General features: G+C 67.7%; 16 protein-coding genes. 8 read left to right on the top strand and 8 right to left on the bottom strand.

Annotated features, from left to right (window positions below; translation table 11 throughout):
* The first annotated feature begins 7 nt into the window (after positions 1-7).
* Positions 8-409 (top strand): PPOX class F420-dependent oxidoreductase, encoded by a 402-nt coding sequence (locus IPM80_19680; GenBank protein MBK8960572.1) that lies wholly within the window; start codon positions 8-10, stop codon positions 407-409.
* 111 nt (positions 410-520) lie between these two features.
* Here the strand turns inward: IPM80_19680 and IPM80_19675 are convergent, their stop codons facing one another.
* Together IPM80_19675 and IPM80_19670 are read right to left on the bottom strand one after the other, a co-directional pair.
* Positions 521-1,471, bottom strand: a complete 951-nt coding sequence (locus tag IPM80_19675) for a class I SAM-dependent methyltransferase (protein ID MBK8960571.1) — start codon at positions 1,469-1,471, stop codon at positions 521-523.
* Positions 1,472-1,478: 7 nt separating this feature from the next.
* The gene (locus IPM80_19670) at positions 1,479-2,270 is read right to left on the bottom strand and encodes a fumarylacetoacetate hydrolase family protein (protein ID MBK8960570.1); all 792 of its coding nucleotides are present in this window, start codon (positions 2,268-2,270) and stop codon (positions 1,479-1,481) included.
* Positions 2,271-2,395: 125 nt separating this feature from the next.
* Here IPM80_19670 and IPM80_19665 point away from each other — a divergent pair, with 125 nt between their 5' ends.
* From IPM80_19665 to IPM80_19655, 3 genes are all read left to right on the top strand, one after another.
* On the top strand, positions 2,396-2,899 hold the full coding sequence (locus IPM80_19665) for a hypothetical protein (GenBank protein ID MBK8960569.1): 504 nt from the start codon (positions 2,396-2,398) through the stop codon (positions 2,897-2,899).
* 127 nt (positions 2,900-3,026) lie between these two features.
* Positions 3,027-4,589 carry a glucan biosynthesis protein D gene (locus IPM80_19660; protein MBK8960568.1) on the top strand — a complete coding sequence of 521 codons (1,563 nt, stop codon included), beginning with the start codon at positions 3,027-3,029 and terminating at the stop codon, positions 4,587-4,589.
* 185 nt (positions 4,590-4,774) lie between these two features.
* Complete coding sequence (locus IPM80_19655; GenBank protein MBK8960567.1) at positions 4,775-5,104, top strand: hypothetical protein; 330 nt, start codon at positions 4,775-4,777, stop codon at positions 5,102-5,104.
* Positions 5,105-5,134: 30 nt separating this feature from the next.
* On the opposite strand, the gene IPM80_19650 is transcribed toward IPM80_19655, so the two are convergent.
* Entirely contained in the window at positions 5,135-6,646 is a 1,512-nt protein-coding gene (locus IPM80_19650; protein MBK8960566.1) for an AAA family ATPase, read from the bottom strand.
* 27 nt (positions 6,647-6,673) lie between these two features.
* Positions 6,674-8,299: an NAD(P)/FAD-dependent oxidoreductase gene (locus tag IPM80_19645; GenBank protein ID MBK8960565.1), complete on the bottom strand. Its 1,626-nt coding sequence runs from the start codon at positions 8,297-8,299 to the stop codon at positions 6,674-6,676.
* Between the two features lie 215 nt (positions 8,300-8,514).
* On the opposite strand from IPM80_19645, the gene IPM80_19640 reads away from it, so the two are divergent.
* Together IPM80_19640 and IPM80_19635 are read left to right on the top strand one after the other, a co-directional pair.
* Positions 8,515-10,950 (top strand): AAA family ATPase, encoded by a 2,436-nt coding sequence (locus tag IPM80_19640; protein MBK8960564.1) that lies wholly within the window; start codon positions 8,515-8,517, stop codon positions 10,948-10,950.
* Entirely contained in the window at positions 10,947-11,678 is a 732-nt protein-coding gene (locus IPM80_19635; GenBank protein MBK8960563.1) for a hypothetical protein, read from the top strand. Before IPM80_19640 ends, IPM80_19635 begins: the two co-directional genes overlap by 4 nt.
* 12 nt (positions 11,679-11,690) lie before the next feature.
* On the opposite strand, the gene IPM80_19630 is transcribed toward IPM80_19635, so the two are convergent.
* Entirely contained in the window at positions 11,691-12,083 is a 393-nt protein-coding gene (locus tag IPM80_19630) for a nuclear transport factor 2 family protein (protein MBK8960562.1), read from the bottom strand.
* 155 nt (positions 12,084-12,238) lie between these two features.
* On the opposite strand from IPM80_19630, the gene IPM80_19625 reads away from it, so the two are divergent.
* Together IPM80_19625 and IPM80_19620 are read left to right on the top strand one after the other, a co-directional pair.
* Positions 12,239-13,243: a flippase-like domain-containing protein gene (locus IPM80_19625; protein MBK8960561.1), complete on the top strand. Its 1,005-nt coding sequence runs from the start codon at positions 12,239-12,241 to the stop codon at positions 13,241-13,243.
* 92 nt (positions 13,244-13,335) lie between these two features.
* Positions 13,336-14,907, top strand: a complete 1,572-nt coding sequence (locus IPM80_19620) for an AMP-binding protein (protein MBK8960560.1) — start codon at positions 13,336-13,338, stop codon at positions 14,905-14,907.
* Between the two features lie 145 nt (positions 14,908-15,052).
* Here the strand turns inward: IPM80_19620 and IPM80_19615 are convergent, their stop codons facing one another.
* The 3 genes from IPM80_19615 to rhlB all read right to left on the bottom strand — a co-directional run bounded on the left by IPM80_19615 (position 15,053) and on the right by rhlB (position 22,003).
* Positions 15,053-16,219: an FG-GAP repeat protein gene (locus tag IPM80_19615; GenBank protein MBK8960559.1), complete on the bottom strand. Its 1,167-nt coding sequence runs from the start codon at positions 16,217-16,219 to the stop codon at positions 15,053-15,055.
* A complete protein-coding gene (locus tag IPM80_19610) occupies positions 16,167-20,141 on the bottom strand; it encodes an FG-GAP repeat protein (protein MBK8960558.1) in 3,975 nt (1,324 codons plus the stop codon). Before IPM80_19610 ends, IPM80_19615 begins: the two co-directional genes overlap by 53 nt.
* 203 nt (positions 20,142-20,344) lie before the next feature.
* Positions 20,345-22,003 carry an ATP-dependent RNA helicase RhlB gene (gene rhlB / locus IPM80_19605; protein ID MBK8960557.1) on the bottom strand — a complete coding sequence of 553 codons (1,659 nt, stop codon included), beginning with the start codon at positions 22,001-22,003 and terminating at the stop codon, positions 20,345-20,347.
* Positions 22,004-22,314 lie beyond the last annotated feature (311 nt).

The following is a 22,314-nucleotide window of genomic DNA, read 5'->3' as shown; positions in this document are numbered from 1 at the left end:
GCCCTCCATGGCCGCATCGATTCCGGAGAATTTCCACGACCTTGTCACCAGCAAGATTACTTTTGCCCATCTCGGCACCGTCATGAAGAACGGCACGCCGCAGGTCACGCCGATCTGGTTCAGCTTCGACGGCAAGCAGGTTCTGCTCAATTCGGCCAAGGGCCGCGTCAAGGACAAGAACATGCGCGCCCGTCCGCATGTCGCGCTGTCGATCCTCGACCCCGACAATGCCTATCGCTACATCCAGATCATCGGAGAAATCACCGAGATCACCGAACAGGGCGGCGACGATCACATCAACGCGCTGGCCAAGAAATATCTCGGCCAGGACGTCTACCCGTTCCGCCAGCCGGGCGAGGTGCGCGTGATCTACAAGGTCACACCGACCAAGGTGCAGACCATGGGTTGAGGACCCTGTAGGTGCGAATTCATTCGCATATTCATGTCCGGCGCTGCGCATGTGGCGCGGCCTGCAATGTGCGAATGAATTCGCACCTACAATGTCTACCCAGTCGAGTTCTTACGCCCGCGTCACCCGCCAGCAGCGATGCGGCGGGCGACGTTTGAAATCCTCCGGCACCGTGCGCGCCGTGATGTCTTCGAAATGCGCGAGCCGCGCCACCTCGGCGTCGAGCTTGAAGCCCTGTCGGTTGTTGGAGAAATACAGCACTCCGCCGGGCGCCAGCAATCTCACGCTCGCCGCCAGCAGCGGCGCCTGGTCGCGCTGCACGTCGAAGCTGTCCTGCATGCGCTTGGAATTGGAGAAGCTCGGCGGGTCGAGCACGATCACGTCGTAGCGTTCGCGCGCGTAGGTGGCTGCGCCCAGCCACGCCATCACGTCCTCGGTCACGAGCCGATGACGTTCGAAATCATCGATACCGTTCAGCCTGAGATTGCGTGCCGTCCAGTCCTGGTAGGTATGGGACATGTCGACGGTCACCGTGCGTTCGGCGCCGGCGCAGGCCGCGTACACCGTGAAACTGCCGGTGTAGGCGAACAGGTTCAGCACGCGCTTGCCCGGCGCCGCCGCCGCCACCATGCGCCGCGTGTCGCGATGATCGAGGAATAGGCCGCTGTCCAGGTAGCGCGTGAGGTTCACTTCGAACAGGTGGCCGCGCTCGCGCACGGTGAAGGATGGGCCATCGTCGGCGAGCTTCTCGTACTGTGAGCTGCCGCGCTGGCGGCGGCGCAGCTTGAGCGCGATGCGCTCGCGCGGCACGTCGAGCGCGGCGCCGATGGCCGCGAGGTGGGCAGCGATGTCATGGTCCGTGACTGGGCGCTTGCCTTCGAACAGCTGTACGTGCAGCCAGTCGGCGTAGATGTCGATGGCGTAGGGAAACTCGGGGATGTCGCGGTCGTAGAGCCGGTAGGCCTCCAGCGCTTCACGCCGCGCCCAGCGCGCCAGGTGGCGCGCGTTCTTGCGCAGGCGATTGGCGAGCGCGGCGGCGTCGCTGTCGCGGACTTCGCTCACGGTCGCGTCAATCGACTATTGAAAATGACAGCGCGCCGAGGCCGGCGATGCTGTAGCGATACTGTTCCGCTTCCAGCGGGAAGCGCGTCGGCACGATGCTGCCGGTGGCGACCACGTCGCCGGCGCGCAAGCCCTCGCCGCTGTCGGCGAGGTGGTTGGCCAGCCACGTCAAGGCGTGGAAGGGATGGCCGAGCACGTCACGTCCGTGGCCCTGGTCGACCGTCACGCCGTTGCGGCTCACCACGCCGAGCAGGTCCGGCAGATTGGGCCAGCGGCTTTGCCACTCGCCGAGGATCACACCCGCGTTCCACGAGTTGTCGGCGACCAGCGAGGCCATGTCCAGGCCCTGGTATTGCGCCGCGCGGTCGTCCACCACTTCCACCGCCACGCAGACCGCCGCCACCGCCGCGGCCACGCGCTCGAAGTCGTGGGGCGCGGCGGCGGCCGGCAGGTCGGCGCCCATGCGCACGCCGATCTCGAACTCGATGCCGAGGCGTCCGTAATCGGCGCGACGCAGGCAGGCGCCGTCGCCGAGCAGGCGCGAGGCCAGCACGCGGCCGGCGATGGGGCTGTCGATGCCGCACATGGCCTGCATGCGCGGCGAGGTCAGGCCAATCTTGTAGCCGGCGATGTGCGTGTCGAGTTGCGCCGCGAGGCTGGCGACATAGGTGCGCTGCACCGCGTAGGCGTCGGCGAGGGAGGGCAGGGCCGCGTCGGCCGTGAACGGCGTGAAGGGCTGGCGCGCGGCATGGGCGGCCATCAGTTCGGCGGCGCGCTGGCGGATATCGTCGTCATTCATGGCCGGGACCTCGCGGGTGTTCAAGCACGCGTGCCGCCACGCCGCTACCGCCTGGGCGTGCCAGGCGCGGTGCGTCCACCGTCGCCGGGTGGCAAGGCTTGGCGTGCAGGTGCGTGGAATTCAACATGACTCCAAAGACGGTGTTCGGCGTGGCCTGCGCGGCCGCGCTCACGTGGTATTTCAGCGCGCATCGCGAGACTACGTTCTCGATGCCGGCGCCGGCCGCCGAGCGCAGCGGCAAACCGATGGTGAGCCAGGACTTCGTGCCGCTGTTCGAGGCCGAAGCGCCCTTGTCGTCGTTGGCCGGCGATGGCGTGTATACCGTGGTCGAGGTTTATATCAACACCTGTTCCATCTGCAAACAATTGGAGCGCGACCTGCCGCCCTTTCTCGCTGCGCGCAACGACGTGGTGGTGATGCGCGTGCACTATCCCGAGCGCGGCATCAGCTGGCCGCTCGGCGATGCGCTGGGCATGGAGCAGCGCATGAACAGTTACAACATCTGCGGCACGCCCCATATCGAGATCTATGGTCCCGATGGCAAGGCGCTCGCGGTCGACGATTGCGGCAACAAGGACGCCTTGCGCTTCCTGCGCAGATGGATGGCGAGCGAGCGCGCCAGCGGTTGAGTGCACGGCGGCACGCTGCGCGCGTGACGTGACGCGCGGGGTTTGCCTGCTGGCAAGGATGCCGTAATCTGGCGGTCCGCCCATTCTGGAATGACGGGCCGGCTTTCGCTGGCCACACCAAGCGCACATGCATCGCCGTTCATTGTTGAAATTCATGGCGCTGGCCGGCGCCTGGCGCAATCTCCCCGCGGCCTCCCTGGTGTTGCCCGCACCGCCCGCCCAAGGCTTCGACTACGCGTGGCTGAAAGGCCAGGCGCGGACCCTCGCCAGCCAGGCCTACGACGAGCACCAGGGCGAGCTGCCGCAAGCGCTGCTCGATGTCGACTACGCGCATTACCAGCTCATTCACTACCGGCCGGATCATTCGCTGTGGCATGGCGAGAAGCGCGGTCTCGAAGTGCGCTTCTTCCATCCCGGCTTCATCTTCAAGCGTCCCGTGCACCTGTTCGAAGTGGTGGACGGCAACGCCACGCCGATTGCCTACAACCCGGCCGCCTTCGATTTCAGCAAGAGCGGCATCGACGGCAGCCAGTTCAGTCCCGACATCGGTTACGCCGGATTCCGCGTCATCGACGAGACCAATCCCGACATCGACGTGGCCGCGTTTCTCGGCGCGAGCTACTTCCGCGCGGTCGGCGCCGAACGGCAGTACGGCATGTCGGTGCGCGGGCTGGCCATCGACACCGGCATCGACACGCCGGAGGAGTTTCCGTACTTCACGCACTTCTGGCTGGAGCGCCCGCCGCTCGGCGGCTTTCACCTCGTGATCTATGCGCTGCTCGATTCACCGAGCTGCGCCGGCGCCTATCGCATCGAAATGGTGCCGGGCGAGAACATGGTGATGGACATCGATGCCGCGCTGTATCCGCGCAAGACCATCGAGCGCATCGGCATCGCGCCCTTGACCAGCATGTACCAGACCGGCGAGAACGACCGGCGCCTGGCCAACGACATCCGTCCCGAGATCCATGATTCCGACGGGCTCGCGATGTGGACCGGCAACGGCGAGTGGATCTGGCGGCCGCTCGAGAATCCGCGTCACCTGCGTTACAACCAGTACAGCGATCATGCGCCGCGCGGCTTCGGCCTGTTGCAGCGCGATCGCAACTTCGATCACTACCAGGACGACGGCGTGTTCTACGAGCGGCGGCCCGGCGTGTGGGTGGAGCCCAAGGGCGACTGGGGCGCGGGTGGCGTGGTGCTGGTCGAACTGCCGACCGCCGACGAGACCTCGGACAACATCGTCGCCTTCTGGCACCCCGACAAGGCGCCCGCCGCCGGAGACGAGGTGCTGTACGGCTATCGTCTGCACTGGGGACACAAGCCGCCGGTGACCACCCACCTCGCGAGCGTGGTGGCGACCCGCACCGGTATCGGCGGCGTGGTGGGCAACAAGCGCGAGAAATTCTCGTGGCGCTTCGCCATCGATTTCGCCGGCGGCAAGCTGCCGTTGCTGGCGCGTGACGCCAAGCTCGACCTGAAACTGGAACTGTCGCGCGGCAGCTTCGAGACCGCCTCGTGCCGCCCGCTGGATGCGATTGGCGGCTACCGTGCGATCTTCGACCTGGTGCCGGACGAATCCACCGACCCCATCAACATCAAGCTCTACCTCGAGTTCGACGGCGTGCCCTTGAGCGAAACCTGGCTTTACCAGTATTCGCCGCCGCCGCTGGAGGAGCGGCGCTACTAGGGCGACGGCCGCCCCTGTAGGCACGAATTCATTCGCACATCCGTGGGCGCCCTGAACGCCTCGCCTGCCCTTCAATGTGCGAATGAATTCGCACCTACAATTTTCCCCCAGCCTGCCGCTAAAGGTCTCGAGAGCCCCTGTGTCCGTGTTCGCGGGGGGGGCTTTGTCGCCGAGGAGACCCGAGCATGTTGAGTACCGATGACGAATTCGACCACCGCCGATTGCACCACGAGCTGGAGCAGTCCATAGCCGCCATCAACCGCAGCCAGATCAGCTCGGTCACCGGCAGCATCACCAAGACCGCATTCATCAACGTGGTGAAAATGGTGGCCTGTTTGCGCGCCCGCTACCTGTACACCGTGCTCGATCTCGGCAAGAACTGTCACAGCGAATGCATTCCCACCGATGCGGCGCTGGAACTGGCGCGTCTGCGCCAGGCCTACACCGAAGCCATGGACGGGTTCGCGGCGCTGGAACACGCCGTCAAGCGCGGTTACGTGCAGCTCACCGAGTAGGCTGCGCGGCGCGCGGCGCCGCCAACACTTTTAATGCGCCCGTGGCCGCCCCAGCGCGGCCACGGCCACATCACTGTCATCGAGGCTGTCGGCCTCGACCGCCAGCGCGCTTTCGCGCGCGTTCAAGCCTTCAATCGATCGTAGCTGCCGCTCGAGCACGGGCAGCGTCGCTTCCGACGCGTCATTGCCTTGCGCGGCGCGCGTTGCCACGCGACGGCGCAATTCATCATCGCTCGCGCGGCAAGCCAGGATGTGCAGCGGCACGCGCAGCGCGGCGGCAAGTTCCAGGAACGGCGCGCGCTCCTTGACGGTCAGGAAGGTCGCGTCCACCACCACGCTGTAGCCCGCTTGCAAGGCGTGGCGCGCCAGCGTCAACAGCCGCGCATAGGTGGCGGCGTTCATATCCGGGCCATACAGGCCGGCACCCGGCGCGCTGTCGCTGCGCGCATCGAGCGCGAGACCGGCCAGCCGCCGCCGTTCGATGTCGGAGCGCAGGTGGATGAAGCCGGCGCGCGCGGCCAGGCGGCGCGCGTGATGACTCTTGCCGCTGCCCGATACGCCATGGGTCAGCACCAGGCCGGCGACGCCGTGAGGCACCAGGTAGCGTTGCGCGAGCTCGACGTGGCGCTCGGCATCGGCGCGCGCGGCGTGCGCGGCGCCGGCATCCTGCGCGGCGCGCAGCAAGGCGACCTTGGCCCGCACCAAGGCCCGGTACGCGCAGTACAGGGGCAGCAGGGCCAAGCCCGCGTAATCGTCGGCCTGTTCCAGGTAGGCGTTCAGGAAGGCATGTGCGAGGTGCGCGGCGCCGTGGTAATCGAGATCCATCAACAGGAAGGCGGCGTCGGACAGGGTGTCGATGACGCGCAACTCGTCGTTGAACTCGATGCAGTCGAAGGCCTGCAGCTCGCCGTCGAACTCCACCACGTTGCCGCCATGCAGATCGCCATGGCAGTCGCGCACATGGCCTTCGGCATGGCGCGCGGCGAGCAGCGGCATGGCGGCATCGAGCCGCGCCTGCAGCGCCGTGCGCAGCGCGTCGGGTAACAAGGCCGCGAGCGGTCCCGCCTGGCAGGCTTCGATCTGTTGGCGGGCGAGGGCAGCGTTGCCCAACGGCCCGTCGGCGCGTGGCGCGGCGGCGTGCTGTGCGGCGAGGGCGCGCGCGAAGGCGGCCATCTGCTCGGCCGTCACGCCATCGCGCGCCAGCAGTTGCGTGAGCGTCGCCTCGTCACCGAAGCGCCGCATGCGTACCGCGTACTCGGTGACGCCCAGCGCTTCGACGGTCTCGACACCGAGATAGATGCGCGGCGCGTGGCGCACGTTGAGCGTCACTTCGCGCGCGCAGAAATACTTGCGCCGTTCGAGCGTGGTGAAGTCGACGAAACCGAAGTCGACCGGCTTCTTGAACTTGTAGGCGAACTCGCCGGCCAACAGCACCAGCGAGATATGGGTTTCGACCAGCCGCGCGTCGGCGCCCTCGCCACGCGCGACGAGGCGCGCGCGAAACGCCTCCACCACGGCCGCGAGCGTCGGCGCTGATGTCATGGTGGTGCGTGGTCCCGGGTTCGTCGCCTAAGCGATGGCAAAGCCCTCGTAGCCCTTGTCGGCCACTTCGTTGCACAGCTTGCGGTAGGTGCCGAAGCCGCCGATGTAGGGCAGGAACACGCGCGGCTTGCCGGGGATGTTGGCGCCGAGATACCAGGAGTCGGCCTGCGGAAACAGCGTGGCGTCGGCGAGCTCCTGCACGTGCTGGCTCCAGTTGTCTTCCGCCTGGGTGGTCGGTTCGGCGTGCGCCGCGCCCTGGCCGCGCAGGTGCGCGATGAGTCCGCACACCCAGTCGACGTGCTGCTCGATGGAGGTCGGCATGTTGCCGAGCACCGACGGGCTGCCGGGACCGGTGATCATGAAAAGATTGGGAAAGCCTTCGCTCGCGACGCCGAGGTAGGTGCGCGGGCCTTCCGCCCACTTGTCCTCGAGCTTGCGGCCCTGGCGGCCGCGGATGCCGACGCGCGTGAGCGGGCCGGTCAGCGCATCGAAGCCGGTGGCGAACACGATGATGTCGAGTTCATGGGTCTTGTCGCTGGTGCGCACGCCGTCGGCGACGATGCGCTCGATAGGCGTGTCGCGCAGGTCGACCAGCGTCACGTTGTCGCGGTTGAAGGTTTCGAAATAACCACTGTCGAGCGGCAGACGCTTGGTGGCTATCGGGTAGCCGGCCGGAATGAGCTTCTCGGCGAGCTTGGGATCCTTGACGGTCTGCCGGATCTTCTCGCGCACGAAATCCGCCGCGATGTCATTGGCGCGCTGGTCGTAGAGCATGTCGGGGAAGCCGCCGAACATCCATTCGAAGCCGCCCTTGCGCCAATTCGCTTCGAGTTGCTGACGCAGCGTGTCGGCGTCGAGGTCCAGTGCGTTCTGGTTCTGGAAGTCATAGGGCTGGCCGATGGTCGACCAGCGGCAGAATTCGCGGATCTCCTTGATGTTGCGCTTGAGGTTCGCGACTTCCTCGGGCGTCAGCGCGCGGTTGCGCGCCGGCACGCTGAAATTCGGTGTGCGCTGGAACACCGTCAGGTGCTTGGCCTGGCGCGCGATGACGGGGATGGCCTGGATGCCGGACGAGCCGGTGCCGATCACGCCGACGCGCTTGCCGCTGAAGTCGACGCCCTCGTGCGGCCATTCACCGGTGTGATACCAGCGGCCCTTGAAGTCGTCACGGCCGGCGATGTTCGGCACCGCGGCGGCCGACAGGCAGCCGACGGCGGTGATGAGGTAGCTGGCGGCGAGGGTGTCGCCCTTGTCGGTCTTCACCAGCCAGCGATTGCTCGCCTCGTCATAGCTCGCGCCGTTGACGGCGGTATGGAATTGAAACGAACGGTTGAGATCGAAGCGTTCGGCGACGTGCTGCAGATAGCGCAGGATCTCCGACTGCGGCAGAAAGCGTGAACTCCAGGTCCATTCCTGTTCGAGTTCCGAGGAGAAGGTATAGGAATACACCCACGACTCGGAATCCGAACCGGCGCCGGGATAGCGATTCCAGTACCAGGTGCCGCCGACGCCGCTGCCGCGTTCGAAGCCCTGCACCGAGAGCCCCATTTCGCGCAGGCGATGGACCGCGTACAGGCCGGCGAAACCGGCCCCGATCACCACTGCATCCACATTCCTGGCCGCGGCCGCGGGGCCGCCCTGTGTCGTTGTCATGAAAACCTGCTCCAGCGCTGCAAGGGAACACGCCTGTGCCCGACACGCTCGGTCGGGCGGCGCGTACTACGTCGAACCAAGCGGCGATTCTAATGGACGCACGGTGGCCGCGGGCAAGTGGCGGCCCGGCCTTGATATCGATCAGCGAGTCCGGCCGCGATGCGGTTAAGCTGCACGGGCGCGCGACCGCGCGGCACCGGGGAGAGATTGCACGCATGACCGCTACCACCGCCTTGGCACCCGTCGCGCTGTATCGCGCCTGCGCGCCGGACGCCCTGCCTTTCGCCACCACCGCCGAACTCGACGACGGCAGCGCGCCTTTCGGTCAGCAGCGCGCCATCGAAGCGATCCGCTTCGGCGTCGAGATGCGCCTGCCGGGCCACAACCTGTTCGTGATGGGGCCGGCCGGCACCGGCCGCCGCAGCTTCGTCGGCGATTTCTTGAAGCAATTGTCGGCCGGCGATCCGGCGCCCGCCGACTGGTGTTACGTCAACGACTTCAACGACGCGGCGCGCCCGCGCGCCCTGGCGCTGCCGGCCGGCGTCGGCAAACGCCTGGCGCAGGCGGTCGAGCGCTGCCTGGTCGAAGTGCAGGCGGCGGTCGGCGCGGCCTTCGGCAGCGAGGAATATCGCAATCGTCGCCAGGGCATCGAACGCGAGTTCGAGGAAAGCCAGGGCCGCGCCTTCGAACAGGTGCAGCAGGCGGCGCGCGAACGCAATATCCGCATCATGCAGACACCGAACGGCATGGTGTTCGCGCCGGTGGTCAATGGCGCGGTGCTCGGGCCCGAGGAATTCGAGAAGCTCACGGCCGAGCAGCAGGCGACCTTGCAGAACGCGGTGGAGGAAGTCGGCAAGCTGTTCCAGGAGACCATGCAGCACACCCCCGAACGTTTGCGCGGCGCGCGTGAACGCATCCGCCAACTCGATCACGAGGTGGCCGATCTCGCCATACGACGGCTGGTGGCGGAAGTCGATGCCGAGTTCGAGGCGGTGCCGGCGGCGCGTGAATACCTGGAAATGATGCGCGCCGATCTGACCAGCCATTACGAACTGCTGCGCGAGCCGGAAGGGCAGGCGGCCGGCATGCCCTTGCGCCTCGATCTGGATGGCGAGGAGCCGGGCGATTCGCGCGTGCAGCGGCGCTACGGCATCAACGTGCTGGTGTCGCGCGAACCGCAGGACGGCGCGCCGGTGGTGATCGAAGAGCGGCCGTCCTACGGACGCCTGCTCGGCAAGATTGAACACCGCGCGCGCTTCGGCGCGCTGACCACCGATTTCAAGCTCATTCGCGCCGGCGCCCTGCACCAGGCCAACGGCGGCTACCTGGTCATGAACGCGCTGCGCCTGTTGTCCGAGCCGTTTGCCTGGGACGCGCTCAAGGAAACACTGCGCAACGGCCACATACGCATCGTGCCGCTGGAACAGGCCTATGGCTTTGCCTCGACGGTGTCGCTGGAGCCGGCGCCGATCCCGGTCAAGCTCAAGGTCATCCTGATCGGCGCGCCGCGCCTGTACTACCTGTTGCGCGAGATGGATCCGGAGTTCGACGACTTCTTCAAGGTGGTCGCCGAATTCGATGACCGCACTTCACGCAGTGATGCCGCGCAGTTGGAGTTCGCGCGCCTCGTGGCGGGTGCCGCGCGCAAGGATGCGCTGCTGCCGCTGGTGCGCGACGCGGTGGCGCGCGTCATCGAGGAAGCGGCGCGCTGGGCGGAAGACGCCGACAAGCTGTCCACCGAATTGCGCCGCGCCATCGACCTGGTGCGCGAGGCGGATTACTGGGCGCGCAAGCGCGGCGTCGCTGCAATCGAACGCGCCGACGTCGAGCAGGCCATCGAGCGCCAGGCGTGGCGCAAGGGCCGCATCTCGGAACGCATCCAGGAAGAGATCCTGCGCGACACCTTGCTCATCGATACCAGCGGCACGCGCATCGGCCAGATCAATGGCCTGGCGGTGATGGCCGTCGGCGACCAGGCTTTCGGCAAGCCGTCCCGCATCAGTGCGCGCGTCAGCCTCGGCGGCGGCACCGTCATCGACATCGAACGCGAGGCCGAACTCGGCGGTGAACTGCATTCCAAGGGCGTCATGATCCTGGCCGGCTACATCGCCGCGCGCTATGCGCAATGGGCGCCGGCCTCGTTCGCCGCGACCTTGGCTTTCGAGCAGTCCTACGGCGGCGTGGATGGCGACAGCGCTTCATCGACCGAGCTCTACGCGTTGCTGTCGGCGCTGGCGCAGGTGCCGTTGCGCCAGGACCTCGCCGTCACCGGCTCGGTCAATCAATTCGGCGACGTGCAGGCCATCGGCGGCGTCAATCACAAGATAGAAGGCTTCTTCGACGTGTGCGCCGCGCGCGGTCTGACCGGCAGCCAGGGCGTGCTGATCCCGGCCGCCAACGTCAAGCACCTGATGCTGCGTCCGCGCGTGGTCGAAGCGGTCGCCGCCGGCCGCTTTCACATCCACGCCGTCAACAGCATCGATGAAGGCATCACGCTTCTGACCGGCATGGAGGCCGGTACGCCCGATGCCGACGGCAGCTATCCCGAGGGTTCCCTCAACCGTCGCGTGGTCGAGCAGCTGGCGAGCTTCGCGCAGGCCAGGCGCCAGTTCGGCCAGGGCGGCGCCGCGGCTGGCGAGGCGCTGACATGAACGACAACGGCCGCGCCGATCCGCATCGGCCACTCATCGATCGGCGCAGCGAGCTCAGCGTGCGGCGCTTCGCCATCTGGTTGACGCGCCGCGACCTGCCGTCGCCCTTGCTGAGCCTGGTGGTGCGCGCCTTGGGCAATCACGAACCGGCGGAGCTCAGCGCGGTGTTCGTCGAGGATGCCGATCTCTTGAACGCCGTGGCCTTGCCTTTCACCCATGAGCTGTGTGGCCTGACCAACGCCATGCGCCCCATCGATCGCGCGCGCCTCGAAGCGCATTTCCAGCGTGAATCGGCGGCGGCGGCGACGGCCGTCGCCGAGCTCACGCGCGTGGTCGGGCGTCAATGCCGCTTCGAGGTGCTGCGCGCGCGCAAGGCGGCGGCGCTGCGCGCCACGCTCGCGGGCGCTGATGCGCTGTTCCTGCCTGGCGCGGCGCCGGCGACGCGCCGTGAAGGCGGCGCCGGCCTGCTGGCGGTGGTGGATGACAGCGACAGCGCCACGCATTGCGAGATCCTGGCGCGACGCCTGGCGGCGGCGGTCGGCGCGCCGCTCGAGATGCACAAGGTGAGGCCGGGCGCCGACGGCATTGCGCTCGAGCAGGTGCCGGCGCTGCTCGCGCGTCGCGACCCGCAGCTGGTGCTGCTGGCGGCCAACCTCGTGCCGCAGCTCGCGCACAGCGCCGTCGAACTCGACGAGATGTGCGCGCCGCCCTTGCTGATCGTGAACTGAGCGAGGTCGCGCTCAGGGCGCGAACGTGGCGGTGACGTGCTCGGTGTCGAGGTATTCGCGCACCGACACGAACTTGCCGTCGCGGATCACCATCATGAAATGGTATTCGTTCTTGTACACGCGGCCATTGGTGAATTCGCCATAAGACACCGCTTCGACCGATACCCGATCGCCTTCGGCGCACAGCGCCGTGGGCGTGACGCTGAGCCCTTTCGGCGCCATCGGCGTGACCTGCGACAGCAACTGGGCGAACTCGCTCTTGGTATAGGTGCGCGACAGCGCCGTGGTGCCGGCCACCCACCAGGTGGCGTCATCGGCCAGCATGGCCACCGCCTCGTCGTACCTGCCGGCCGAGAAGGTTTGCCAGAAGCGGGTCACCAGGGCCTTGTTGTCTTCGATGCTCATCCGCGCTCTCCGGGTTGATGTTTGCCGAGCCTAGCGGAACCCGCTCGGCCACGACAGGCCCCGATAGGGTGTCGCGACGCGGTGCGGCCATGGGGCGGCCCGCGCATTTCGGCTAAGCTGCGCGCTCTGTCGACCAGCCCAGCGGACCTCACCCCGTGCGCATCACCCAACTGCTGTTTCCCGTGCTCGGCCTCGCGCTGCTGGTGGCGGTGCTGTGGCGCACCGACGTCGCCGAGCTGCGCGCGCACATCGAGGCGGTGGGCTTCGGCACTTTTGCGCAGATCTGCGCGCTGTGGCTGGTGTATTTCGCCGCCGACGTCATCAACTGGCAGGCGGCGCTGCCGCAGGTGCCGCGCACGCCGCGCTGGTTCGCGCGCCTGTGGCTGGTGCGCATGATCGGCGACGCCTACAACAACGTCACGCCCACCGCCGCGCTGGGCGGCGAGCCGGTCAAGGCCTGGCTCATGAAACGCCGCTACGGTGTGCCATGGCGCGACACCGGCGCCGGCATCGTCATCGCGCGCACCAGCACCATGTTCGCCCTCATCGCTTTCGTCGCCATCGGCGTGGCGCTGGTGTGGCGGCGGCCGGGTTTGAGCAGCCACCAGCAGGCGCTCGCCGCGGCCACGCTGCTGGCGGTGGTGGCCGGCACCGCCGCCATCTTCCTCGTGCAGTATTTCAAACTCTCGACGCGCCTGGCGCGCGCCGCCGGCGGCACGCGCTGGGGCGCGCGCCTGGTGCGTGCGATTGCCGCGATCGAGGACATCGATCGCAAGCTCATGGACTACTACCGCGCGCATCGGCCGGCGCTGCTGGTGTCGATAGGCGCGGCATGGCTGGCGTGGGTGCTGGGTGCGCTCGAGGCATGGCTGATCCTGAAGGCGCTGGGCGCCGAGGTCAGCTTCGCCGACGTGTGGATCATGGAAGCCTTCGTGCAGAGCGTGCGCGCCGCGAGCTTCTTCATTCCTGCTTCGCTCGGCGCGCAGGAAGCGGCGATCCTGGTGATGGTCGACTGGTTGCTCGGTACACAGTCGCTGGGCGTGGCGACCGCGCTGGTCAGGCGCGCGCGTGAAGTGCTGTGGATTGCGCTGAGCCTCGCCGTGAGCGGCCTGTGCGCGGCCACACCGCGGCGCGTTGCCGCGCTCGACCTGCGCGACTGATGCCGCGCACGCGCGCATCGCGCGATTGAAAGCGCGGGCCTCGATAGGCATCATGGCCGCAATCTCCGTAGGGAAATCAAGCAGAGTCCGGCATGCGACCCATAGACTATTTCGAGCGCGGCGCGTCTATCGATCCCGCGCGTCCCTTTCTCGTCGGTAACGGCCAGAGCTATTCCTTCGACGTCGCCAGGCAGCTCATCGACGACATCGCGCGCGGCCTGTTCGCGGCCGGCTTCAAGCTCGGCGATTCGATAGCGGTCTATTCGCCCAACGATCCGCTGGCCATGCTGTGCGTGTTCGCATCGATGCGCGCCGGTGGCGCGTGGGTGCCGGTCAACGTGCGCAATTCGGCGAGCGCCAACGGCGCCTACATGGCCTATACCCGCACGCGCTGGTTGTTCTTCCATTCGAGCGTGGCCGATCTCGCCAAGCAGGCCATGGCCATGATGCCGGAATTGAAGGGCGCCTATTGCATCGACAGCGATGCCTGCGGCGTGCCGACGCTCGCGGCGTTTTGCGCGGCCGGCAAGGACGTCGAGATCCCGGACTGGTCCGATCCCTTCGGCGCGCCGAGCGGGCCTTTCTCACGCTGGCCGACCGGCGGCACCACCGGCCCGTCCAAGGGCGTGGAAATGAGCAATGCCTCGGTCGTCACAATGATCGAGCTCGGCCTCAAGCATTACGTGGCCGGCCGTGAAAACGACATCGTGCACCTCGCGGTCGCGCCCATCACCCACGCGGCCGGCGCCATCATCGTGATCTTCGCGGCGGTCGGCGGGACCACCGTGGTGTTGCCGGGCTTCGATGCGACGGCAGTGCTGGAGGCTATCCAGACGCACAAGGTCACCCACATCTTCCTGCCGCCGACCGCTTACTACGCGCTGCTCGAGCATCCGAACGTCAAGGACTACGACTGCTCTAGCCTGCGCCAGGTCCTGATCGCGGCGGCGCCGGTGTCGCCCGACAAGTTCCGCCGCGGCGTGGAAGTGTTCGGCCCGGTGATCTGCCAGTGCTATGGCCAGGCCGAGGCGCCGATGCTGGTGTCGATGCTGTCGCCGGAAGTGGTGGCGGCCGCCGCGCGCGGCGAGCATCCGGAACGCCTCAAGAGCTGCGGCAAGGTGACCTCCGGCACGCTGGTCGCGATCCTCGACGACGACGGCAAGCCGGTGCCGCTCGGTGAGCGCGGCGAGATCTGCTGCCGCGGTCCCTTGGTCACGCCCGGTTATTTCGAGAAGCCCGAGGAAACGGTCGAGGCGCGCAAGTTCGGTTGGCACCACACCGGCGACGTCGGCTATCTGGACAAGGACAATTACCTCTACATCGTCGATCGCAAGAAGGACATGATCATCACCGGCGGCTTCAACGTGTTCGCCACCGAGGTCGAAGCGCCGATACTTGCCATGGCCGAAGTGCTGGAGTGCGCCGTGATCGGCGTGCCCGATGAGAAATGGGGCGAATCGATCAAGGCGGTGGTGGTGCTGAAGCCCGGCCACGCCTTGAGCGCCGATGAAATCATGGATCGCTGCCGCGCCAAGCTCGGCGCCATGAAAGCGCCGAAGTCCGTCGAACTGTGGGACGCCATTCCCAAGACCGCGGTCGGCAAGACCGACAAGAAGGTCATCCGCCAAAAGTACTGGGCGAATTCGGACCGGGCGGTGAATTAGCCCGAGGCTGCTGACTTGCACGCGGGATCGAATGTCGGACTGAAGTCCGACCCACACATTGAGACGCCATCCCCTGTGGGTCAGACTTCAGTCTGACATTCGCGCGCCTTGAACCGCGATGTGCAATCGAATTTGCACCGCCTGATCAGGTCACCGCGGTCTGCGTGATATCGCTGTCGATCAGCAGGGTGCCGCCGAGGTGTGAGTAACTCCGGTAATGCTGGCCGCCGATGTCCTGCCCGGCCAAGTTTTCAGTCCAGCCCTGACCGGCCGACGTCACCGCGTCGTCGGTATCGCCATCGATACGCAAGCTCTGCGTATCGCTCAAGGCCAGCAAGTCCCGGAAGTCGAGATTCAATGCGTTGTCACCGCTGCCGGTCAGGTCGATGCGTTCGACGCCGGTCACGGTGTGATTGGCGAGCGCCGTGAAGTCGAGCGTGATATTGGCGCCGTCGATGCGCAGGGTGTCGGCGCCGCTGCCGCCGTCGACATGCCGCGCACCCGTGTGCCACACCAGCACGTCGTCACCGGCGCCGCCTATCAGCACATCGGCGCCGCTGACGCCATCGAGCGTGTCATTGCCGAGTCCGCCGACGAGCTGCTCGTCGGCGCTGCTGCCGGTCAGGCTGTCGTTGCCGCTGCCGCCCTGGCGGTCGACGGTGCCGGTGAAGTCGCGGCCGTAGACCACGTAGGCGCTGCCGGGCGCGGCGCCAAAACCCTGGGCACCGACCAGGATGTCCCCGTAGCCGTCGCCATTCAAATCGCCGGCCGCGCTGACGTCCGAGCCGCTGATATCCGTGCCTATGGGCGGCGTGCGGCCGTCGAGGCGCAGGCCGTTGTGACCGTCGATGGCGGCGAGATTGAAGTCCGCCGCGAAGCCCGTGCCAGCGCCGAACAGCACAAAGCTCGCGCCGGCGCCGGTGCCCGCGCCGCTGGCGGGGCCCGGCGCGCCGATCAGCAGGTCGGCGTAGCCGTCGCCGTTCACGTCACCCGCGCCGCTGACCGCGCGGCCGCTGTTGCCGTTCGCCGTCACGCCATCGATGCGAAAGCCGTTGCTCCCATCCAGCGTGGTGAGATCGAAGGCCGCCTGGAATGCGCCGGCATGGCCGAAGATCACGTAGCTCGCACCGGCGTCGGTCGGGCTGGCCTTGGGCGCGCCGATCGCGATGTCGTCGAAGCCATCGCCGTTGAAGTCGCCTATGCCGGCGACACTGGCGCCGAGGTGATCGCCGTCCGCGAGTCCCTCGACGCGAAAGCCGCTATCGGCGCTCTGGTGCCGAGGTCGATGGCGCCACCGGCGCGGTATCGACACCGAAGATCACGAAGGCCATGCCGCCTTCGGCGCGGGTGTCGGCGGTTGCCGTTTCGCCGCCGAGGATCAAATCATCCAGGCCATCGCCGTTGATGTCACCGGCGCTGCCGACGGCTTGCACCTGGTAGAGGTTCGCGCCTTCGATCTTGAAGCCGCTGCTGCCGGTCAGGGTGGCCAGCGCGACGCTGCCGTCGAGCGCGCCATTGCTGCCGAACATCAGGTAGGCGGCGCCGACATCGTCCACGCCCGCACGGTCGGCCAGCGATGAAACGGTCGCGAGGTCGGCAAAGCCGTCACCGTTGAAATCACCGGCCGAACTCACGGCAAAGCCGCTGTAATCCATGTCCTCGATGCCGGTGAGCGCCACGCCGCTGCTGCCCAGCGCATTGACCTGCAGGGGGGCCAACACCGGCTGCGCGCCACCGAACACCAGGTAACTCGCGCCCGGCTGTGGCGCCACGCCCGACTGGTGCGGTGCGCCGATCAAGATTTCGCTCGCGCCCAGTTCGTCGCCGTTGAAATCGCCGACCAGCGCGACGCCGTTGCCGGTCCAGTCGTTGTCGCCCGCACCATCGATACGAAAACCGCTGGCGGGAGTGAGCGAAGCGAGCGCCAGGGTCGCCGCGCTGGTGCTCGAACTGCCGAACACGACATAGGCAGCGCCGACATCGTTACCGACCTTGGGCGCGCCGATGACGATATCGGCCAGGCCGTCGCCGTTGACGTCCGCGCCGCCGCTGACGCTGGCGCCGAGGCGGTCGTTGGCGACCGTGCCGTCGATGCGCATGCCGTCGATGCCATCGAGTGAGGCGAGCGCCACGCTGCCGCCGCTGATGACGTTCAGGCCGTCGGCCACGTCGACCGACACCCGGCCCGCGGCGTAATGCGTGAAGCCGGTCTCGATCACGGAAGCTGTCCAACTGCCGGCGAGGTTGACGACATCGTTGCTGTCGCCGAGCACGCGCAGCGTGTGCAAACCGCCGGCCACGTCCAGCACGCCGAGCGCATTCAGCGACAGCGTGCTGGCCACGCCGCCGCGCATGTCGATGCTCTCGATGTTGCGCACGTGATGACGGCTGCCATCGAAACTCGCGCCGCCGTTGACGATGCGCAGCGTGTCGCTGCCGCTGCCGCCGTCGATGCGCCTATCGATGCTGTCGAAGGTGAGGGTGTCGTCGCCGGCGCCACCTTGCAGGGCATCGATGCCGTCGCCGCCGACGATGACGTCATTGCCGCGACCGCCCACCAGGTTGTCGGCGTCGTCGCCGCCGGCGAGGGTGTCGTTGCCGCTCGCACCTTCGGCGCTGACCACGCCGTTGAAGTCGCGGCCATGGATGACATAGGTCGAGCCGCTGTTGGCGCCGTTGTTGTCCGCGCCGGCCGCGCTGACCAGCAGGTCGGCATAACCATCGCCGTTGATGTCGCCGGCGGCGCTGACGTCGCTGCCGAGACTGTCGCTGTTGGCAAGGCCATCGAAGCGCAGGCCGTTGGCGCCGTCGATGTCGCTCAAGGCGAAGGCGGTGGCCGAGCCATTGTCGGCGCCGAACAGCAGGTAGGCGCTGCCGAAGCCGCCGTTGGCGCCGAGTGCGCCGACCAGCATGTCGTCGAACCCGTCGCCGTTGACGTCGCCGGCCGCACGTATGCTGAAGCCCGCCAGGTCCGAGGCCGCGGCGCCTTCGATGCGGAAGCCGCTGTCGGCGGCGAGCGTGGCCAGGGACAGGCTGGCGGTGAAGCCCGTGGATTTGCCGAACACCACGTAGGCGGCGCCGCTTTCGGCGCCCTGTGGATCGGCGTAGCCGGCGCCGATCAAAAGGTCGTTCAAACCATCGCCGTTGACGTCGCCGGCGCCGCTGACGCTGTAGCCGGATTGGTCATTGAGCGCCACGCCATCGATGCGGAAGCCATCGGCGCCGCCGAGGCTGCCGAGATCGAGGTCGGTGGTGAAGCCATCGGCCTTGCCGAACACCACGTAGCTGGAACCGGACCCGGCGGCGTCGCCTTGATGACGCGGCGCGCCGACCACGAGATCGCCGTAGCCGTCGCCATTGATGTCGCCGACACCGGCCACGAATGCGGCGTTGTCGCCGGCGGCGGCGCCGACCAGGCGAAAGCCATTGTCGCCGTTCAAGGCGCCGAGATCGAAGGCGCCGCTGAACTCGCCGCCGAACACCACGTAGCTCGCGCCCGAGGACGCGCCATTGGCCGCGGCGTCGGGCGCGCCGAGGATGATGTCGGCAAAGCCGTCGCCGTTGATGTCGCCGGCCGCCGACAGCGATACACCGAGGTGATCGTTCGCGCCCAGGCCGTCGAAAACCATGCCGTCATTGGCGGCAAGCGTGGCGAGCGGCAGGGCGGCGTTGAACGCGGCGCCGCCGAAGATGAGGTAAGCGGTGCCGGAGTTCAGCGCGCCGCCATCCCGTGTGACCGCCCCCACCAGCAGGTCGGCGATGCCGTCGCCATTGAAATCGCCGGCGCCGCGCACGCTCTGACCGGCGGCGTCACCGTTGCTCACGCCCTCGATGCGAAAGCCGTCGCTGCCGTTGAGGCTGTCGAGGGTGACGGTCGCGGCGAACGCGCCACTGCGTCCGAATACCACATGCGCCACGCCGGCCGCCGAGCTTTGGCCGCCGATGATGAAATCGTCCAGGCCATCGTTGTTGAAGTCGCCGACGGTGGCGATGGAAAAGCCGCTCGCGCCACCGGTGGTGCCATCGAAGCGCGCGCCGTTGGCGCCGTCGAGATCGCCCAGATCGAACGCGCCGTTCACCACCAGGCGTGCGCCGGCCTCGACCTGCACCGTGCTGCCGAGACGCGTATAGGTGGTGATGCCGGCGTCGCTGGCACCCTCGGTCCAGCCACCATTCAGGAATACGCTGTCGTCGCTGCCGGCCACCACCCGCAGGGTGTCGGTGTCGGACAGCCGCGCGACCAGTTCGGCGTCGAGCGCCATGGCGTTGGCGCCGCTGCCGCGCAGGTCGACCGTTTCGAACGAGGTGAAATCCTCCAGGCGCGCGGTGCCGAGGGTGGTGCCGGCGGCCACCAGGCGCAGCGTGTCGCTGTTGGCGCCGCCGTCCTGGCTGGCATCTTCGCGGTCGTAGACGAGGATGTCGTTGCCGCTCGCGCCGAGCAGGGTGTCACGACCGCTGCCGCCGTCGAGGGTGTCGGCGCCCGTGTCGCCGCGCAGGCTGTCGCTACCGGCGCCGCCGTTCAGGCTGTTGGTGCCGGTGCCGGCCAACAGCGTGTCGTCGCCGTCGCCGCCGAGCAGGGTGTCATTGCCGTCGCCGCCCAGCAGGGTGTCGTTGCCGGCCTCGCCCTCCAGGCGATCGTTGCCGGCCTCGCCGCGCAGGGCGTCGTTACCGCTGCCGCCGAACAAGGCGTCGTTGTGGTCGCCGCCGAGCAGGGTGTCGTTACCGTTGCCGCCCTCGAGGCGGTCGTTGCCGGCCTCTCCGCGCAGCACGTCATTGCCGGTGCCGCCACGCAGGGTGTCGTTGCCGAGGCCACCAAACAGCGTGTCGTTGTCGCTGCCACCGTCCAGCACGTCGATGCCGGCGCCGCCTTCCAGCTTGTCGACGCCGGCGTCGCCGCGCAGGCTGTCGTTGCCATCGCCGCCGATGACGCGATCAACGCCGGCGCCACCCAGCAGGGTGTCGATACCGGCGCCGCCGGACAGCGTGTCGTTACCGTCGCCGCCAGACAGTGTGTCATTGCCGTCGCCGCCCACCAGCGTGTCATTGCCGGCCCCGCCCAGCAGGATGTCGTTACCGGTGCCGCCGTCGAGGACATCGTTGCCGAGCCCGCCATCGAGCTTGTCGTTGCCGGCCAGGCCGCGCAGGGTGTCGTTGCCCGCCAAGCCCAGCAAGACGTCGGCGCTGCTGCTGCCCGTCAGGGAATCCTTGCCGGCTGTACCGCGTCGTGTCGCCATAGGGTGCTCGTGATGTGCTTGAAAAGGTCTGCGTGCGTCGCTGTTCGATGACGCCGCCTGGGCGCCTTGCTCAAGTACTAATACTGGTGAGCAAGTGCGTCGACGTCAATGATTTGGCGGACATTTTTCACCAAACTTAAGGTGAAACACGAACCTCGGATCGGGGTGGGCGGCGGGGCGCGATGCCCGCCGCCCGGGCACGCCTAGTGGCGACCGCCGCGGAACACGGCGAGGAAGGACTTCACTTTCTGCTTGAGGCGGGTGCGCAGCTTGGGGGTGTCGCCACTGCTCTTGGGCTCGGCGCTCGCCGGCGTGGCGACGCTGACCTCGACCGTGGTCGGCACGCCCTCGGCGCGCGGCTTGCGCGGGCGTCGACGACGCTTGCGTTGCGCGCCCTCGTCGCCGATCGCCGCCGCGGCTTCCGCGACCAATGCCTCGGCCGGCGCCGGTGCCGCGGCGCGCGGCTCCTCGCGACGCGGCCCGCCTTCACGGCGCGGTCCACCGTCGCGTGACGAGCCGCTGCGACCGCGACCGCCACCGCCGCTGCGGCCACCACCATCACGGCCGCGCCCGCCACCGTCGCGTTCGCGGCGACGCTTGCGTTCGGCGGTGGCGGCGGCCAGCGCGTCCTCGATCACCGACTCTTCGCCCGGCTCGCCTTCGGCGCGCGGCGCGCGACGCGGCGGCAGGGGCAGCAGCAGCGCCGGGTCGACCTGCGCCACCGGGATCTTCTGCTCGATGTAGGCCTCGATGTCCGGCAGGCCCATGGCGTACTCGTCGCAGGCGAAGCTGATGGCGTCGCCCTCGGCGCCGAGGCGCGCGGTGCGCCCGATACGGTGCACGTAGTCCTCGGCGTCGAACGGCAGGTCGAAATTGAAGACGTGGCTGACACCCGGGATGTGCAGGCCGCGCGCGGCGACGTCGGTCGCCACCAGCAGCGACAGCTCGCCCTTCACGAAACGCGCGAGCAGGGTCTCGCGCTTCTTCTGCGGCACGTCGCCCGACAGCACGCCGACCTTGTAGCCGGCCCGTTCCAGCATCAGGGCCACGCGCTCGCAGCCGTACTTGGTGTTGACGAACACCATGGTGCGGTTGGCGTCCATCTGCGCCAGCAGGCCGAGCAGCAGCGGCATCTTCTCCTCGGTGGCCGGGAAGTAGACCTTCTGGCGCACGCTCGCGGCGGTGATGAATTCCGATTCGATCACGAGCTTCTCGGGATCGTTCATGTGCTCGTAGGCGAGTTCCAGCACGCGGTGGCTGAGCGTCGCCGAGAACAACAGGTTCTGGCGCTCGCTCGGCCCCGGCATCTTGCGCAGCAGGAAGCGGATGTCCTTGATGAAGCCGAGATCGAACATGCGATCGGCCTCGTCCATGATCATCACTTCCACCGAGCCGAGCTCGATGGCGCGCTGCTTGACGAAGTCGATGAGGCGGCCGGGCGTGGCGATGATCACATCGACGCCGTCCTCCAGCACCTTGCGCTGCTTGTCGTAATCGACGCCGCCGTAGATGAGGGCGGTGCGCAGACCGGTGTGGGCGCCGATCTGGCGCGCGTCCTTGTCGATCTGGATGGCGAGTTCGCGGGTCGGGGCGATGATCACGGCGCGCGTGTCCTGCGCGCGCCGCTCGGCGCTGCCGGGGTTCATCAACAGGCGGTTGTACATCGCCACCAGGAAGGCGGCGGTCTTGCCGGTGCCGGTCTGCGCCTGGCCGGCGACGTCCTTGCCGGCCAGCGTCAGCGGCAGGCTCATGGCTTGGATGGGTGTGCAGCGCACGAAGCCCGCGCTTTCCAGACCTTTGAGCAGGTTGGGGTGCAGTTCGAAGCTGTCGAAACAGATGTCAGTCAGGGTTTTATCAGTCACTAGTACTCCATTCCCGAGGGGCATGGGCGGCGACTCGCCGCGCCGGTATCGGGCCGCCAGGCCCGTTGGGGTTACGAACGACCGGCATGCCAATCGCGGGCTACGCGTAGCGATCGGAGCCGCGGCTCGACGCGATCGGCGGGTGTCGGGATGCGCTGGCAGCCACTCGCTGCCGAGGTTTCTTCAGGCAGTAACGGGAAGGCGCGCGGTTCGCGCGCATGGCCTTCGGCTGGAAGCGCTTCTCTACGACACATGCATCGGTGTTCGTGCTTTTGGACAGCTGTCCTCATGGTGGGACCCGCGTCACCGAC

The sequence above is a fragment of the Pseudomonadota bacterium genome, from assembly GCA_016719885.1.
Taxonomy (GTDB): Bacteria; Pseudomonadota; Gammaproteobacteria.
This window is presented reverse-complemented; position numbering and strand designations above follow the sequence as displayed.